Consider the following 16666-nt stretch of genomic DNA (forward strand, 5'->3'; position numbering starts at 1 on the left):
TGAGTAGGAAGATAGGGATTAATTCCCTATCTGTCCTCTCACACCACCGTACGTACCGTTCGGTATACGGCGGTTCCTTAAGTTTTGAGCCTAACCTTTTGGTAATAGTCCCCAAAGAATACATACCCTGCCCTTCGTAGGTTTTCGGTAGTGATCGTGGTGGCAAGAATGAAACTGTTAGCGATATGCCAATAGCCTTTCCTTGTATTTGCCCACTCCCAGGCCTTGGATTTTGATATTCCAAGCCTGATTAAATTGCGGAGCTTGGTTTTCGTCCGTTTCCATTGTTTCCAGATCACCATCCTAATCCTCCGCCTGTACCACTTGTCAATTTCCCTTAGCAATTTCTGCATATCCGCCATCTTAAAGTAATTCACCCAGCCAGTAATTTACTGTCCCAGGCTTTCCTTTCTGCGTTCATTGCTCCAACCGTTGCTTCGGGATGTCAGCTCTTTGATCTTAGCTTTCATCCTCGACACACTTTTCGGATGGATACGCAGGCGACCTTCTCCTTTTATTTTATAAAACGAGTAGCCTAGGAATTTTACTTGGTGAATTGGGACTACCTGACTTTTGTCCCTGTTCACTGTCAGGAACAGTTTATCCTCTATAAAGCGGATAATTGATCTCATCACTCGAGAAGAACCCCGTTTGCTCTTGCAAAAGATGACTAGATCATCTGCATACCGCACAAACTTGTGTCCTCGACTTTCCAGCTCCTTGTCCAACTCATGGAGCATGATATTGCTCAATAACGGACTCAAAGGGCCTCCTTGCGGAACTCCCTGTTCGCTGGATTCAACAACCCCTCCAACCTGCACCCCTGCGTTCAGGTATTTGTGGATCAGCGATACCACTCGACCGTCTTTGATGGTGCGGGAGACTACTTCGATCAGCTTGCTATGGTTCACTTTGTCGAAAAACTTTTCCAAGTCCAGATCGACAGCGTAACTGTAACCTCCTATGATGTAGTCCCTGCTTTTCTTCAAAGCTTGGTGGGCATTGCGTCTTGGTCTGAACCCGTAGCTGTGATCGCTAAATTGGGATTCATAAATCGGTGTGAGTACTTGGGATATCGCTTGCTGGATCACCCGGTCCACTACCGTGGGGATACCCAGCTGCATCCTTTCCCCGTTGTCCTTGGGTATCTCTACCCGGTGAACGGGGTTGGGGCGATACTTGCCCCTCACTATAGACTCTGTCAGTATATCTTTGTTCGCGACAAGATAATCCTTCAAAGATTCGACTTCCATCTTGTCTACACCTCCAATTCCTTTATTCCGCTTCACCTGTAGGTAAGCTGTATTCAGGTTCGCAGGTGACAGGATAAATTCCAGCAGTCCATAGCCTAATCGGTCATTCTCCGTGAGGTTATTTTCAGTTATCCTCATGAACGTCTGCCCTCCCACATAGCCTTCGGATGCCGTCCTATTCTTCTGTGGCCAGGTCTTTGGTTCAAAGATTTTCTGCAGTTTCCTTTTCACTCGGTAACATTCATTTACTTCTCACTACTTAAAGTTCAATCCTTCCCCATTCCCGTCGTGAATGGGTACTACGATCTCAGCTGACTCCTCCTAACTAGCTTTACTCCGTGTATCATACTCCGTTTCAACACGTCTATGAGGCCTCCCGTGGTAAGGCAACTCACTTTCACTCCATATCCCCGCCTCATTTACACTCCGACGTCCGTGTAATCTTTGGACTTTGACTTGTTTGGCAGTCTCATCCCATCGGCTATGCCTGATCAGGTTCGTGTTCCTCAGGGCAGAGTTTTGCCGCCGGCTTCCTTCAGATTCCATCTCACGATGGACACCATTGCCTTGAGCTAGTGGTTGGCGATTACAAACCCCCACAGTGGACTTTCACCACCTAGTAAGTTACCATGCACGGCACACCAAAAAAGGCCGGTCTATAATGACCGGCCAAGCAGGGGGCTTTAAGCAGCCTTTCTCATGTTAAGTTTAATCCGAGAGTTTTCTCCTCTGGCTTTGCCCTGCTAATTTCTTCTTTAGTTTGATATCAAGGAATTTTTAAATAAGAGCAAAACCACCAATAAATTAGCTTCTTAACAGAAACTATATTCATTAGGCTCATAATCGAAACAGATATTAAGCTAAAAATATAGTAATCCTACAAAATTAATTAAAAAAATTTGAATATTAAAGACTTAATTAGTTGATGAATGGTAAATGCCTACGTGAATCTCACCAGAAACAGGTGTATTATTGATCCAAAATTCTACAAATCAATTCCATTGAAAAGCAAAAAAACATCCATGGAGGCAGTAGATTGACAGGCCCTCAAACCCTCCACCCCCTAATCACTTACAATTCATTATCATTTTTTTTGCATTCCCTAATTTCTTTAAAATAAAAAACTCTCTTTACCAACCTATACAAAACAATATTCCTTATTAGATTCATATAACCAATGTTTTTTTTGCATAAAATCCAAGATTTATTTTAAAAAACTAATCACTTTGAAAATAAACCACTTTTACAACCATTCATGTATTAAATTAAAATATCAATATAATTTAAAACCTATTTTTTAATATATGACAAAAATCATAGATGATTTATGTCATTTTTTAACGTACATTTCAGAGATTTTAATCAAGTTCAAAAAACCAAAACCTTACTTTAATGAGAAGAATTCTATTAATTTTCTCGTTCGTTCTTGTCGCTTCAAATTTGCTGGCACAAGATCGAATTGTAACAGGTAAGATTACCGCTGCAGAAGACGGTAGTCCAATACCTGGAGCGACTGTTTTGCTCAAAGGCACTGCTATCGGAGCAGTTTCTGACATGGATGGAGCCTACCAGATTTCGGTACCTACATCAGGAGGTATTCTCGTATTTTCATTTATCGGTTATGAAACCGTCGAAGAGACCATCGGAGAACAAGCCATTATCAATGTAATCCTAGGACAGGATGTTACCAGTCTATCAGAGGTAATCGTCACGGCCCAAGGGATTGAAAAGACCAAGAATGAACTTTCTTATGCCGCTCAATCTGTCAGTGGTGAAGAATTGAGCCAAGCCAGAGACAACAACCTGATGAATTCATTGTCAGGTAAAGTATCCGGGGTTCAGATTCAGAAAAACAACAGTATGGGTGGATCCACGAACGTAATTATCCGTGGTTTCAAATCCCTAACTGGAAACAACCAGGCTCTTTTTGTAATTGATGGAGTTCCAATCGACAATACTACCCACAATGCCGGTGGAGTAAACAGAGGATATGCTGGGGTTGACTACGGTAACGTAGGTGCTGATATCAATCCGGATGACATTGAGTCAACGACTATTTTGAAAGGTCCCGCGGCAACTGCTCTCTATGGGTCTAGAGCAGCAAACGGTGTCGTAATGATCACCACCAAAAAAGGGAGAAAGAACGGAATCGGTGTTACCATCAATACAGGGATTACTGTTTCGACTATTGACAAAACCACTATGCCAAAATATCAAAATCAATACGGTGGTGGTTACGGAAAATACTATGGTCCAACAGAAGACGGTTATTTTGACATGGCTGATGTGGATGGTGATGGCATTTTGGACCCTATTGTCCCTACTTATGAAGATGCATCCGTTGGAGGTGCCTTTGACCCTAGCCTTTTGGTTTATCAGTGGAATGCCTTTGGTGATCCTACCAGCCCAACTTACCTACAAAGAACTCCTTGGGTAGCGGCAGCTTCTGATCCATCTGAATATTTCAAAACCGGCTATATGTACAATAACAGTATCGTCATTGATGGGGGTACTGAAAAAGGACAATTCAAATTGGGCTATACCCGTACAGACGAAAAAGGGGTTCAGCCAAACTCTACCCTTACCAAGAACTTCTTGAACTTTAGCGCTTCCTACGAGGTCGTTAAAAATTTAACGGCATCTGCGTCTATGAATTTTACCCAACAAGATGCGATTGGTCGTTATGCAACAGGTTATGGTGGAAACAACAACTTATCCAGCTTTAGACAGTGGTGGCAAACCAACGTGGACATCAACGAATTGAAAGCTGCTTATGACAGAACTGGTCAAAACATTACCTGGAACTGGTCTAGTGGTCTTCCAAACAGAACAGGTTTGATCTATTGGGACAACCCTTTCTTTGCAGCCAACCAAAACTTTACCAGCGATGATCGTCTTCGGTATTTGGGTTATGTAAAACTTGATTATAAGATTACAGATTGGTTAAATATTATGGGTAGAGTTTCCTTGGATAGCTACAACCAACTTCAAGAAGAGCGTACCGCAGTGGGTAGTATCAATTACCAACCAGGAGAATACCTTCGCAGAAACATCTCTTTCAGCGAGTACAACTACGATTTGTTAGCTACCATCAACAAAGAGTTGAATGACGATTTCAAATTGACTGGTGCTTTGGGATCTAACGTTCGAAGAACTTCAATTTCTGGAATCAGCGCCGTGACAAATGGTGGTTTAACTGTTCCAGGCATTTACGCTCTTTCCAACTCTTTGAGTATGATTGAAGCACCTGTTGAATCTTACTCAGACAAACAAGTAAACGGATATTTTGCGGATGCAGAATTAGGCTATCAGGATTACCTTTTCTTAACTGGAGCATTTAGAAGAGACGTTTCTTCTACCCTTCCAGACGATGAAAATGCATACAACTACTATCGAGTATCCAGTGGTTTTGTATTCTCCAAATTTATCCCTGACAATCCGACTTTAACCTATGGTAAATTTAGAATCAACTACGGAGAAGTAGGAAATGATGCCCCTTTCAACTCCCTGGCAGATCTTTACAACAAACCAACTGGTTTTGGGTCAGTCCCTTTGTTCTCCATGCCTAGCACCAAGAACAACAGCAACTTGAAGCCAGAAAGAACAAAAAGTTATGAAATCGGTACTGAATTGACATTCTTCGACGGTAGATTAAGCTTGGACGTAAACTATTTCAACTCCTCTACTATCAACCAAATCCTTCCTGTAACTGTATCCACTGCTACAGGTTATTCTTCCAAGTATGTAAATGCCGGATCTGTTGAAAACAAAGGATGGGAAGTAACGGTAGGAGCCAATGTGGTGAAAGCAGGTGATTTTAGATGGGATGTCAACCTTAACTGGACTCGTATCAGAAACAAAGTAACAGAACTTTATGGTGACGTTACCAACCTTCCTTTGGGTAGCTTCAGAGCTGGTGGTGGTTCTCTTAATGCCCCTCTTGGTGGTGTATATGGTACTATCTATGGGTATGACTATGTTTATACCAATGGTCAGAAGACAGTGCTACCAAATGGTAGATACCAAAGATCAACCACTGCATCCAACCCAATTGGTAATATCAACCCTGATTGGACTGGTGGTATTCAAAACTCCTTCTCTTACAAGACGGTTTCATTGAGCTTCTTGTTAGACATGAAGCACGGTGGAGATGTATATTCTGCTGATATGTATTATGGCTTGGCAACGGGTCTGTATGCTGAAACTGTTGGAACCAATGAACTGGGCAATCCAGTGAGAGATCCAATTTCTGAAGGTGGTGGTATCCTAAAAGAAGGTGTACAGGCTGATGGATCTCCAAACACTGTTAGACTACCAATGGATGAGTATCCAATGAACGGTGGTACTGTCAACCCAACTGCTGCCTATGTATATGATGCTAGCTATATCAAATTGAGAGAGCTATTGATTTCATATTCTATTCCAAGAAGAATAGTAGATAACTGGAAAGCTCTTGGCTCTTTGACTTTCTCAGCAGTAGGAAGAAACCTGTGGATCATCCACAAGAACTTACCATATGCGGATCCTGAAGACAACTTGGGTGCTGGAAACAACCAAGGATATCAAGTTGGTAGCTTACCTGCAGTAAGAAATATGGGCTTCAATATCAAAGCAACCTTCTAATGAAAATCAACATGAACAAATATATTTCAAAGTCAATTCTTGCTGCCTCAGTAATATTGGCGACAGCATGTGTGGATGATTTAACCTCATTAAACGTCAATCCTAAAGCTTATCAATCCGGGCTTGTTCCTGAAGGTCCATTTTTCGCAAATGCTTCAAGAGAGGTAGTTGATGCCGTGACCTATGGTATGAGTTTTAAAATCTGGTCTCAGCAATTTGCAGAAACCACCTATTTTACGACAAGTAATTACACGCTAACAGATGTGGGAAGTGGATTCTGGTCTACTTTGTATCAGTCAGTTTTAAATGATTTCAAAGAGTCCAAAAAAATATTGTTAGAAAACCCTTCTTTTTACGAAGGAGTGGATAGGAACAAATTGGCTCAGATCGAGATCATGGAGGTATATACCTATTCCTTATTAGTTACTACCTATGGAGATATTCCTTATTCAGGTGCGCTTAATTCAAGTTTGAAATCTGAAGCGCTGGATCCGGAAAACTTGACTCCTGCCTACGATGATGGGGAAGAAGTTTACTACGATTTGCTAGATAGACTGGAAATTGCGATCAACAATTTAGATCCAGACACAGACAATGGTGGGGATTTGGGTTTTGGAGCTTCAGATCTACTATTTGGAGATGACATTACACTTTGGATCAAGTTTGCAAACTCATTAAAGCTAAGAATGGGAATGTTTATTTCTGATTCTAATCCAAGCTTGGCAAAAAGCCTGGTAGAAAGTATCAGCCCTTCGGATTTGATCGCTTCCAATACTGAGATCGCTCAATTGCAATACCTAAGCACAACTCCTAATACCAATCCAATTTGGGTAGGCTTGATTCAGAGCGGTAGAGAAGATTACGTAGCTTCCAATACCATGATGGATATGATGCAGGAACCAGCTGTAGATGACCCACGTATCCCTGAGTATTATACCGTCGATAATTATGGTGGATACTCTGGAGGAACCTACGGGACAAGTAATGCCTATGTCAATTTCTCCAAAGCTGGCGCAAAAGTTACTTCTGCTACATGGCCAGGTATTTTGATTGACTATGCGGAAGTAGAGTTCCTTTTGGCAGAGGCACTTGCAAAAGGCTTCTCTGTCGGAGGAACGATTGCTGAGCATTATGAAAACGGAATCCGTGCATCCATGGATTATTGGGGAGTATCTGAGTCTGCCGCGGATCTTTATATTGCTGATCCAGCTGTAGCCTATGCTACTGCTATCGGAGGAAGCGATCTCCATAAAATCGCCAGACAAAAATACATTGCCATGTTTAACAGAGGCTTTGAAGCTTGGGGAGATTACAGAAGATTTGATTATCCTGTATTCAATGTCCCTGCAAATCCAGGCGGACCTTTCCCAATCCGATATACTTACCCTGTAGCTGAGCAAACTTCAAATGGTGAAAGCTATACCGAAGCTGCCGCAGCGATTGGAGGAGATGATCTTGATGTGAAACTCTTCTGGGATGTTCACTAATTCCTAATTAAAAACTTAAAAAGGCCGCTCTGTTTCCAGAGCGGCCTTTTCTAAAATCATGGATTGGTCGAGAAAATAGAGCCATTGGCTATCAAGGCTCGGCGGTTCATTTTTAGAATATCTCTCACCCACTCAGCAAAGTCTTCCGGCTGAAGAACTTTATCCGGATTGCCATCAGTCAATCCCGCCTGAATACTCATGTCAGAAGCAATGGTACTTGGTGTCAAAGTGATCACACGGATATTTTGTTTCCTCCACTCTGCCATCATGGATTGAGAAAGAGAAATCACAGCGGCCTTTGATGCTGCATAAGCAGACATATGAGCTCCACCTTTCAAGCCAGCAGTAGAAGCTACATTGACTATATCACCTTCTCCTTTTTCTTTCAGATGAGGATAAACTGCCATCGCAGCATAATAAACCCCAAACAAATTCGTCTGGATCACCTCTTGCCAATCAGCAGAAGACATGGTTTCCAAAGTCCCCATTTTGCCAATACCCGCATTATTGACCAAAATATCTACCCCTCCTAACTCAGCAACCAAAGTATCAATCCCAGCTTTAACATCAGCTTCATTGGAAACATCGAAAGCTGCAAAAGCAGACTTGACTCCTAATCCACTGATCTTTTCAGACACAGACCGGAGTTGATCGACATTCCTTCCTGTAATCCCAATATTTACACCTTCTTGAGCCAATTGCATAGCTATTGCCTTACCTAAACCACGGCTTCCCCCGGTGATAATGGCTGTTTTTCCTTTTAATGAAATCATATCTCTAAAGTTTATTCTTAATAAAAATCAAATGCGATTCATATAAACCAATAGAATGAAAAGTCAGTTTCCAAATCCTTCTGTTTTTCAATTTAGAAATCAAAAATAAATTGGATAACCCTTCGGGAAATTTGATAACATACCCATTAATCAAAGCTTTACGGATAAAAATTCAAGAATTGATTTTAGCATGAAATCAACGGAGCGATTGCATTTTTTTATATCTTAAAATCAAACTAAAAACCTCATGAAACAGGAAGAAAAATGGAATGAAGCCCTTCACCGCATTCATGAAATCATTTCGAAAACAGAGTTGGTCGAAACCGAAAAATGGGGAATGCCCGTATTCACCATCAATGGTAAAAACGTGGTTGGCTATGCTGGGATGAAAAACCATTTTGGGCTTTGGTTCTATAATGGTGTTTTTCTTTCGGACCCCTACGGAGTATTGATCAATGCTCAAGAGGGAAAGACCAAAGCCATGCGTCAATGGAGATTTGAATCAATAGAAGAAATAGACGAAGCCAAAATATTGGAATACCTCCACGAGGCCATTCAAAATGAAAAAGAGGGCAAATCCTGGAAAGCTGAAAAAGGAGCTGAAATGGAGATTCCGGAACAATTGGAGGAAATACTTCAAGCAGACAGCAAACTAAAAGAGGCATTTGAGTCATTCACTCCTTTCAAGCAAAAAGAGTTTATAGAGTATATTTCTGAAGCAAAACGAGAAGCTACCAAGATTTCAAGGCTTGAAAAAATCATCCCCATGATCCAGAAAGGGATCGGACTAAATGACAAATACCGATAATCAAAAAAAGTAAAGATGAAAGTAATTTTAACAGGTGCCACTGGAATGGTTGGAGAAGGTGTATTGATGGAATGTTTAGATAATCCTTTGGTCACCGAAATTTTGGTTGTCGGGAGGAGATCCATTCAAAAAACTAATCCAAAACTTTCCGAATTAATTGTTCCGGACTTTCTAAAAATCAAAGATTTTTCGGAAAAACTGGTAGGCTACGATGCATGTTTCTTCTGTGCCGGAATCAGTTCTGTTGGGATGAAAGAGGAAGATTATGTGCGTGTCACTTATGATACCACTTTGGCATTTGCCAAGACTCTCCTTCAAAAGAACCCCGATTTGGTATTCAACTTTGTTTCCGGTCAATCAACCGACTCCAGCGAAAATGGAAGAGTGATGTGGGCAAGAGTGAAAGGCAAAACAGAAAATCACTTGATAAGACTAGGCTTCAAAGGAGAATACAATTTCCGTCCGGGAGTAATGCTTCCGGTTGAAGGACAAAATAACTCCAAAAGCCTTTATGTGGGAATCGCAAAAATCATGAAATTCATCACCCCAAAACTGGTTCTTTCCATTGGAGATATTGGAAAAGCGATGATCAATATCGTTCTTAATGGATATCCCAAGCAAGTTCTAGAAATCAAAGATATCCGAACCTTGGCTCAAAGTTCATTGGAAAAATAATCATGAAACAAACCAGAACTCTTTTTCAGGCAGTATTTTTTACGCTTACTATTCTTTGTACATCTACTTCTCTCAAAGCTCAAGAAAGAAAACCTAACATTATCCTAATTATGGCCGATGATTTGGGAGTGGAGACCATTAATTCTTACGGAGGAACTTCCTACTCTACACCATTTATCGATGCGATGGCGGCAAATGGAGCTCAATTCGAAAATGCCTATGCACAACCACTTTGTACTCCTTCAAGAGTGCAACTCATGACCGGTCAATACAATGTGAGGAATTATACGGTTTTTGGGCAATTGGATAGAAATCAGACCACTTTTGCCAACCTTTTGAAAGATGCTGGATACAAAACAGCCATCGCAGGAAAATGGCAATTAGGCAAAGAAAAAGACTCTCCCCAGCATTTTGGATTTGATGAATCCTGCCTATGGCAACATATGCTCGGAGCTACAGATCAAGACGGAAATGATACCCGCTATTCCAACCCTGTTTTGGAAATCAACGGCGTAGCAAAGCATTTTGATGGCGGTCAATTTTCAACAGATATCACTAGTGACTTCTTGATTGATTTTATTGAGAAAAATCAGGATCAGCCCTTTTTCGCCTATTACCCAATGATTATAACTCATTGTCCTTTTGTGCCGACACCTGACTCAAAAGACTGGGACCCTACTAGTCCAGGTTCTCCAACCTACAAAGGAGATGCGCAATACTTTGGAGACATGGTTGCCTACATGGACAAAATCGTCGGAAAGATCATCGCCAAAGTTGATGAGTTGGGACTGAGTGAAGATACGATTATCATTTTTACCGGAGACAACGGAACCGACGAACCCATAGTGTCTATGTATAGAGGAGAAGAATATCCATGGGGCAAAAAATACACCACTGAAAATGGAATGCATGTTCCTCTAGTCGTCAAATGGGATGGACACATTACTCCGGGAACTCAAAGCGATAATCTGGTTGATTTCAGCGATTTCCTTCCAACACTATTAGATGTAGCAGGCGTAAAAAGCCCGAAAAATCTACAAATTGATGGTGTGAGTTTCTTTCCTCAACTGATGGGCAAGAAAGGTAAACCGAGAGACTGGATCTATAGCTGGTTTACCAGAAATGGGGATCTAGAAAGCCTGAAGGAATTTGCTCAAAACAACGAATACAAGTTGTACACTACAGGAGAGTTCTATGATATAGAGGAAGACTGGATGGAGAAATCTCCACTCGTCTACAATGAACTGGATAAGAAAGGAAAAAAAGCCTTCAAAACACTTCACAAAGCTTTGGGAAAGTTTGAAGGAATTCGATAAAACCTATTCCTTTTTAGCCTTTAAATATTTCCCGGACTTCTTCTCCATTTTCTTTCTCATTTTCTTAAGAACGGATTGATAATCTGAGTTTGTTGCGAGATTGTTTACTTCCAAAGGATCCACACTCAAATCATATAGCTCTTCGTGATCCGGGTCATTGATATATCGGAAATACTTCCATTGCTGAGTTCTCAATGCTTCGCTGGGAGCGATAATTGCCACCTGCCAAAGATGTTCGAATAGGAAGTATTTTCTTTTGGTCAATTTACTGGAAGACAAACTCTCCCCTTGCCAGGATTTTGGAGCCTTGACTCCTGCAAAATCCAGGATTGTAGCTGGAACATCGATGTTTAGCGCATATTCGGATTTCCGAACACCTCCCTGCTCCCTAGGATCATAAACGATCAATGGAACCCTCAAAGAATTATCGTACATCAGCCATTTTCCGGCTAATTGTCTTTCTCCCAAAAAATAACCATTGTCTCCCATCAGGATAATCACCGTATTATCAGAAATTCCTTTTTCATTTAATGCTTCTCTGATTTTCCCGATTTCAGAATCCACTTGAGAAATCATCCTATAATAGCCTTTCACCGAATGTTGATACTTTTCTGGTGTCTCATACCTCCAATGCCAACGGGTTCTATTTTCTCCAGTTCTGACGTATTCAGGTTGTTCTAGAAAATACTTTTCATCTCCCAAATTGGGATCAGGGATAGTGATATTCTGATACATAGTGTCGTATCCTTCATCCCAGAAATACTGCAAAGGGGCAGGATCATGTGCATGGGGTGCAGAAAAACTCAAAGACAACATAAAGGGCATTTCGGCTGGAGAGTTTTCAATAAAATCAATGGCCTGCTGTCCTGTATAGCGAGTCAGATGAACAGTATCCTCGCCAATTGTTTTGTAAAAATATCCTCTTCGATCTTTGAATTTTCCATTGCGATCATAGCTATCTCCTTCATTAAACAGCTCCTGAAAAGCCGGATAGTTTACCCCAAACTTCCCAAAAAAGCCCGTATAATAACCATTTTCCCGAAGGACTTCAGGATAAGATTCATCCATGTAAACCTGCTTAATATCTCCTTGGCCAAAGGTGTACCCATGAGTTCTTTCATAAAGCCCTGTCAGTAAACTTGCTCGACTTGCCGCACATATTGGGGTTGTCACAAAAGCATTTTCAAAATAAGTCCCTTCTCGTGCCAATTGATCCATTTCGGGAGTTTGGATGATGTTATTTCCGGAGAATCCCAAGGCATCCCATCGCTGGTCATCAGTCAGGATAAAAATTATATTAGGCCTATCGGATTGAGAAAATCCTTTCGGAACAAAGACTAAAACAAAGAGGAAAACCAAAAGATTTCTGAATTGAAATTTGTTCATTTTGAAATGAAACTATTTTCCCAAACAAATCCATCCTGTACTTTAATTTTTTACATCCTTGAACGAAAGTGTAAAATAAAATTTAGTTTATATATTTAGTTTTACCCTTTCCTCTACCCCTTTGAAAAAGAGAATTCTCCTCCTCATTATTTATTTAGCCTTTATCAGTTTAGGCTTACCGGACTCCCTTTTAGGTTCTGCTTGGCCAGCCATGTTTGATGATTTGGGAGTTCCGATAGATTATGCCGGTATTATTTCTATGATTGTAGCTGCTGGTACGGTAGTTTCCAGTCTTTTTAGCGGGAAAGTCATCGATAAATTTGGAGTTCCGGCTGTGACCACATTCAGTGTATTTCTGACTGCTGCTGCTTTGATGGGCTTTTCTTTTTCTCATCAATTTATCTACCTCTGCCTTCTTGCCATTCCATTGGGTCTAGGTGCAGGAAGTGTAGACGCAGCTTTGAATAATTATGTGGCACTGAATTACAAAGCCAAACATATGAATTGGCTGCATTCCTTCTGGGGAGTTGGCGCTGCAATAGGCCCGATGATCATGGCGGGATACTTGGCTCAGGGAGAGTCTTGGTCAAGGGGATATAATACCATCGCATGGATTCAAATTAGCTTAGTTTTGATTCTACTGGCTTCCTTTCCTCTATGGGTCAAAAAGAAAAACCCATATGACGATATTGAAGAAAAGCCCCATAACCATTTGTCCCTATTGAAAAATACTCCCGGTCTTAAGCCAGCACTAATACTTTTCTTTTGTTATTGTACTATCGAGGCAAGTTTTGGTCTTTGGGGTGCAAGTTATTTGGTCTTTGTAAGGGGATTTGAAGCAGAACAGGCAGCACGATTTGTCTCTCTCTATTATTTAGGAATTACAATTGGAAGATTTCTTTCAGGTTTCCTGACTCACTTTTTTAGCAACCGACAATTGGTCTATTTGGGACAGGCAGTCATTGCCCTAGGATTGGTCATCTTATTTTTACCTTACGATTTCCTAGTCCTGCCTGGCTTTCTATTGATTGGACTGGGCTGTGCCCCTATTTTCCCCAGTTTACTTCATGAAACTCCCGTGAATTTTGGACAGAAAAAAAGTCAGGCAATTATGGGAATGCAAATGGCCAGTGCCTATGTAGGAATCACTTTGATGCCCTTTATTTTTGGGAAAATTGCCACAATATCTGGCTATTCTTTTCTATTGGGATTCTTGGGAATATTTCTGGTTTTGATGGCAGGACTGACTAAAGCCGTCAATCAGATTACAGCCAAGAAATCTTGACAAAGCATCCATATTGAAAGCACTTCTTTTTCTAAATGAAAAATATTTCTACATTTGTATCGCGAACGATTTAATCTTTAGCGATATGAATAATAAAACAAACTGGATACAATCAGGTTTTAGAATTCTCTTGGGGGCATTGATGACCCTAGCAGGAATCGGACATTTAACTTTTCAAAGAGACGAATTTCAGGCTCAAGTACCAAGATGGCTTCCTTCTGATCCTGCTTTTATGGATTTTGTAGTCCTTTCTTCAGGTGTTGTTGAGATTGCTTTTGGGCTTTCTATGATCTTTTTGGTCAAACATAAAATCAAAGTCGGAATTGCCTTAGCGATCTTTTACATTTTGATTTTCCCAGGAAACATTTCTCAATACACCAATGGAATTGATGCTTTTGGATTGGATACAGATCAAAAAAGACTAATTCGCCTCTTCTTCCAACCAGTCCTAATTCTTTGGGCACTTTGGTCAACAGGGGCAATGAAATACTTAACCACAAAAAATAACACACAATGAGTTTCTACGATTTCGAAGCAAAAAAACTAAATGGCCAAAACACCTCTATGGAGGACTTCAAAGGTAAAACGGTGGTAGTGGTCAACACCGCCAGCAAATGCGGTTTGACCCCACAGTACGAAGGCTTGGAAAACCTTTACAATAAATATAAGGATCAGGGCTTGGTGATTTTAGGATTCCCTTGCAACCAATTCGCGAATCAGGAATCTGGTTCATCCAAGGAAATCGAGGAGTTTTGCCAACTAAATTATGGTGTGAGCTTTCCGATGTTTGATAAAATCGATGTGAACGGTAAAAATGCTCATCCCATTTTCAAATATTTGAAATCTGAATTGAAAGGAGGACTTTTGGGAAGCAGAATCAAATGGAATTTCACCAAATTTGTCATCGATAAAAACGGAAAACCGGTGAAGAGATTCGCACCGGTAACCACTCCGGAAAAGATGGAAGATTACATCCAAAAAGTCTTATAAAATGAGTGACAATCTAGCCAGTTTATATTTGGAAAATCAGCTTTGTTTTCCGCTATATGCGGCATCCAGACTGACTACCAAAATATATACTCCCTTCCTCAATGAGTTGGACATCACCTATCCTCAATATTTGGTTTTGATGATTTTGTGGCAGCATCCAGAGCAAACAGTCAACGAGATTGGAAAAAAACTGCTATTGGAGTCCAATACCTTAACCCCACTGCTCAAGCGGATGGAGCAAAAAGACCTGATCCAACGCACCCGTTCAAAAAATGACGAAAGGTCAGTGGTGGTTACTTTGACTGAAAAAGGGTTTTCTATGAGAAGTCAAGCGCTTTCAATTCCCCAGAAGATTGCAAAATCATTTCAGGACGAATCTATTTCCAAAGAGGAGGTTAGTGTTTTCAAAGGAACTCTAGATAAGTTATTGGGGATTTTAGCCAGTAAGGTATAAATCTAAAATTCATTAGAATTAGAATTTGTCCCATTGAGCGTCCAAACAAATGGACAGGATCGAAATGGATAGGCTTCGATATAACGACTTTTGTTGATTCAATGCTGCCAAAGGCAACAGAATATTTTGTTATATAAATGGTTGATTCGGTTTGAAACTTCCTAATCAACCATTTTTTTATGAAATCTTCCCTTACCTGGTATTTATTTTTTCTATCCTTTTTCCTGTAGGTGAAAAAGGACCAAAAAACCCACCGCTGTCCATTTTTGGGTTAAAATCAATTTCCTCCCCATACGTCGGCAAACTCCTCAATTTTGCATAAAACCTCTGCTACCATTGATGTTTGTAGAAGCAAAATTTTCGTCAAACAAGCCTCCTAATTGCAACCCTCACAAATGATTCTTCACACCCAAAACTGCAAGGCGGGTCTAGACAAAAATTTGAGTTCTCGCTTCAAATCCAAGTCACCTGTCTACCAATTACCCTGAAATTTTCCCATTATTTCAACTGGGCCATTTGCTTTGAAGTGGCTGGTGAAGGATAGAGGTCAACAAGCGTTAAGAAAATCGGCTAATTCCGAATTTGTTCGGAAATCCGGCGATTTTTAGCGTTTGACCCTATCCTGCAGAAAATGTCCGAAGACATTTTCAAGCCAATTCAGGCAAAAGACTTTTGGGCACTTTTGGTCTTTCAAAAGTGCCAAACATAAATGGCCTATCCTATTCCTTTGGTTTGTTCAAAGAATATTCTAGGTTCAGCCTGACAAAACCTAGAATAGACTTTTTCCTTCTATGATTTTAAACATTAAATAAGAAAGGAGCTTTTTGAATGAATTCTCCCGATTCCAATTGATCAATCAGGAAAACAGCCAAGGAAGCGGCATTAATTTTATCCCCTTTGCAATCTCTCAAGTCAGTTCTAATCGGAACTTTCCCCTCTTTCAGTTCGATCAAAGGAAGTCTAACCAAGGTCCAGTTTAGACCTGATTCCTGCAATAATTCATATTCCTTCTGCTTGCTTCTGGTAGATTTGGGAAATGTTTGCTCCATCCAAGCTGTAGCTTGAAGATTTTTCTCACTTTTCTGATCAAATGGCGTATTGACATTCAACCCTGATATCAGGATATACCGGTCCAAACCCAAGGATTTCATCGTTTTCACCACTATCTCGGTGGCTTTTTCAAACAAATCCGGAGCACTCGCAGGAATTCCCAAACCCAAGGTGCTGATGACCGCATCACAGTTTTTGATTAGTGCCTCGACTTTTTCCCCGGATGTCACATCTCCCAATACAACCTTGAGGTTTGGGTGATTTTCGGGTATTTTTTCAGGGTTCCTGATCAAAAGATTGACTTTATATCCTTTAGCCAAAAGCTCTTGAACCAGATAAGTTCCAGATTTTCCTGTACCGCCAATGACGGCTATTTTTTGAAATGATTTCATGGTGTTCTCTATAAAATTTGTGGAAATAAAAAAAGAGGGCCACTCCATACTTTGTAGAATGGCTCCCATTTGGCCCTAAAGGCCTCTCAAACATTATTTATAGAGAGATTTGAATAGGTTGAAGATAAAGCTTTTATGAGGAAATCACTGATTAATCGATGCACTTTTCACCAA

The 16666-nt window shown here is 40.6% G+C and carries 13 protein-coding genes; 9 read left to right on the forward strand and 4 right to left on the reverse strand.

Translation table 11 applies throughout. From position 1 onward, the window contains the following. Positions 1 to 389: 389 nt before the first annotated feature. The gene (ltrA, locus tag O0V13_RS12830) at positions 390 to 1484 is read right to left on the reverse strand and encodes a group II intron reverse transcriptase/maturase (protein WP_268035369.1); all 1095 of its coding nucleotides are present in this window, start codon (positions 1482 to 1484) and stop codon (positions 390 to 392) included. 1161 nt (positions 1485 to 2645) lie between these two features. Between ltrA and O0V13_RS12835 the strand changes: the two genes are divergently transcribed. Next, complete coding sequence (locus tag O0V13_RS12835; protein WP_268035370.1) at positions 2646 to 5876, forward strand: SusC/RagA family TonB-linked outer membrane protein; 3231 nt, start codon at positions 2646 to 2648, stop codon at positions 5874 to 5876. A gap of 11 nt (positions 5877 to 5887) precedes the next feature. Continuing rightward, entirely contained in the window at positions 5888 to 7363 is a 1476-nt protein-coding gene (locus O0V13_RS12840) for a SusD/RagB family nutrient-binding outer membrane lipoprotein (protein ID WP_268035371.1), read from the forward strand. A gap of 56 nt (positions 7364 to 7419) precedes the next feature. Here O0V13_RS12840 and O0V13_RS12845 read toward each other — a convergent pair whose 3' ends face one another. Continuing rightward, positions 7420 to 8136 (reverse strand): 3-ketoacyl-ACP reductase, encoded by a 717-nt coding sequence (locus O0V13_RS12845; RefSeq protein ID WP_268035372.1) that lies wholly within the window; start codon positions 8134 to 8136, stop codon positions 7420 to 7422. A gap of 247 nt (positions 8137 to 8383) precedes the next feature. On the opposite strand from O0V13_RS12845, the gene O0V13_RS12850 reads away from it, so the two are divergent. The 3 genes from O0V13_RS12850 to O0V13_RS12860 are packed head-to-tail and all read left to right on the forward strand — an operon-like array spanning position 8384 to position 10935. Next, a complete protein-coding gene (locus O0V13_RS12850; protein WP_268035373.1) occupies positions 8384 to 8944 on the forward strand; it encodes a YdeI/OmpD-associated family protein in 561 nt (186 codons plus the stop codon). A 15-nt stretch (positions 8945 to 8959) separates the two neighbouring features. Continuing rightward, positions 8960 to 9619 carry an NAD-dependent epimerase/dehydratase family protein gene (locus O0V13_RS12855; protein ID WP_268035374.1) on the forward strand — a complete coding sequence of 220 codons (660 nt, stop codon included), beginning with the start codon at positions 8960 to 8962 and terminating at the stop codon, positions 9617 to 9619. Between the two features lie 2 nt (positions 9620 to 9621). After that, entirely contained in the window at positions 9622 to 10935 is a 1314-nt protein-coding gene (locus O0V13_RS12860) for a sulfatase-like hydrolase/transferase (RefSeq protein WP_268035375.1), read from the forward strand. A 3-nt stretch (positions 10936 to 10938) separates the two neighbouring features. Here O0V13_RS12860 and O0V13_RS12865 read toward each other — a convergent pair whose 3' ends face one another. Beyond that, positions 10939 to 12321 (reverse strand): sulfatase family protein, encoded by a 1383-nt coding sequence (locus O0V13_RS12865; protein WP_268035376.1) that lies wholly within the window; start codon positions 12319 to 12321, stop codon positions 10939 to 10941. A gap of 121 nt (positions 12322 to 12442) precedes the next feature. On the opposite strand from O0V13_RS12865, the gene O0V13_RS12870 reads away from it, so the two are divergent. From O0V13_RS12870 to O0V13_RS12885, 4 genes are all read left to right on the forward strand, one after another. Further along, positions 12443 to 13606, forward strand: a complete 1164-nt coding sequence (locus tag O0V13_RS12870) for an MFS transporter (protein WP_268035377.1) — start codon at positions 12443 to 12445, stop codon at positions 13604 to 13606. 85 nt (positions 13607 to 13691) lie between these two features. Continuing rightward, positions 13692 to 14123, forward strand: a complete 432-nt coding sequence (locus tag O0V13_RS12875) for a DoxX family protein (RefSeq protein ID WP_268035378.1) — start codon at positions 13692 to 13694, stop codon at positions 14121 to 14123. Beyond that, positions 14120 to 14596, forward strand: coding sequence for a glutathione peroxidase (locus tag O0V13_RS12880; RefSeq protein WP_268035379.1), 477 nt, complete (start codon positions 14120 to 14122; stop codon positions 14594 to 14596). The genes O0V13_RS12875 and O0V13_RS12880 overlap by 4 nt, the downstream gene beginning before the upstream one ends. A gap of 1 nt (position 14597) precedes the next feature. Next, positions 14598 to 15050, forward strand: coding sequence for a MarR family winged helix-turn-helix transcriptional regulator (locus tag O0V13_RS12885; RefSeq protein WP_268035380.1), 453 nt, complete (start codon positions 14598 to 14600; stop codon positions 15048 to 15050). A gap of 797 nt (positions 15051 to 15847) precedes the next feature. Here the strand turns inward: O0V13_RS12885 and O0V13_RS12890 are convergent. Then, positions 15848 to 16492 (reverse strand): NAD(P)-dependent oxidoreductase, encoded by a 645-nt coding sequence (locus O0V13_RS12890; protein WP_268035381.1) that lies wholly within the window; start codon positions 16490 to 16492, stop codon positions 15848 to 15850. Positions 16493 to 16666 lie beyond the last annotated feature (174 nt).

Origin of the sequence: Algoriphagus sp. PAP.12, from assembly GCF_026652115.1 — a bacterium.
Classification (GTDB): Bacteria; Bacteroidota; Bacteroidia; order Cytophagales; family Cyclobacteriaceae; genus Algoriphagus.

What these genes read in the sequence shown, in the direction of transcription:
- O0V13_RS12835 (WP_268035370.1), top strand. Translation starts at nt 2,646, where the DNA reads ATGAGAAGAATTCTATTAATTTTCTCGTTCGTTCTTGTCGCTTCAAAT.
- O0V13_RS12840 (WP_268035371.1), top strand. Translation starts at nt 5,888, where the DNA reads ATGAACAAATATATTTCAAAGTCAATTCTTGCTGCCTCAGTAATATTG.
- O0V13_RS12845 (WP_268035372.1), bottom strand. Translation starts at nt 8,136, where the DNA reads ATGATTTCATTAAAAGGAAAAACAGCCATTATCACCGGGGGAAGCCGT.
- O0V13_RS12850 (WP_268035373.1), top strand. Translation starts at nt 8,384, where the DNA reads ATGAAACAGGAAGAAAAATGGAATGAAGCCCTTCACCGCATTCATGAA.
- O0V13_RS12855 (WP_268035374.1), top strand. Translation starts at nt 8,960, where the DNA reads ATGAAAGTAATTTTAACAGGTGCCACTGGAATGGTTGGAGAAGGTGTA.
- O0V13_RS12860 (WP_268035375.1), top strand. Translation starts at nt 9,622, where the DNA reads ATGAAACAAACCAGAACTCTTTTTCAGGCAGTATTTTTTACGCTTACT.
- O0V13_RS12865 (WP_268035376.1), bottom strand. Translation starts at nt 12,321, where the DNA reads ATGAACAAATTTCAATTCAGAAATCTTTTGGTTTTCCTCTTTGTTTTA.
- O0V13_RS12875 (WP_268035378.1), top strand. Translation starts at nt 13,692, where the DNA reads ATGAATAATAAAACAAACTGGATACAATCAGGTTTTAGAATTCTCTTG.
- O0V13_RS12880 (WP_268035379.1), top strand. Translation starts at nt 14,120, where the DNA reads ATGAGTTTCTACGATTTCGAAGCAAAAAAACTAAATGGCCAAAACACC.
- O0V13_RS12885 (WP_268035380.1), top strand. Translation starts at nt 14,598, where the DNA reads ATGAGTGACAATCTAGCCAGTTTATATTTGGAAAATCAGCTTTGTTTT.
- O0V13_RS12890 (WP_268035381.1), bottom strand. Translation starts at nt 16,492, where the DNA reads ATGAAATCATTTCAAAAAATAGCCGTCATTGGCGGTACAGGAAAATCT.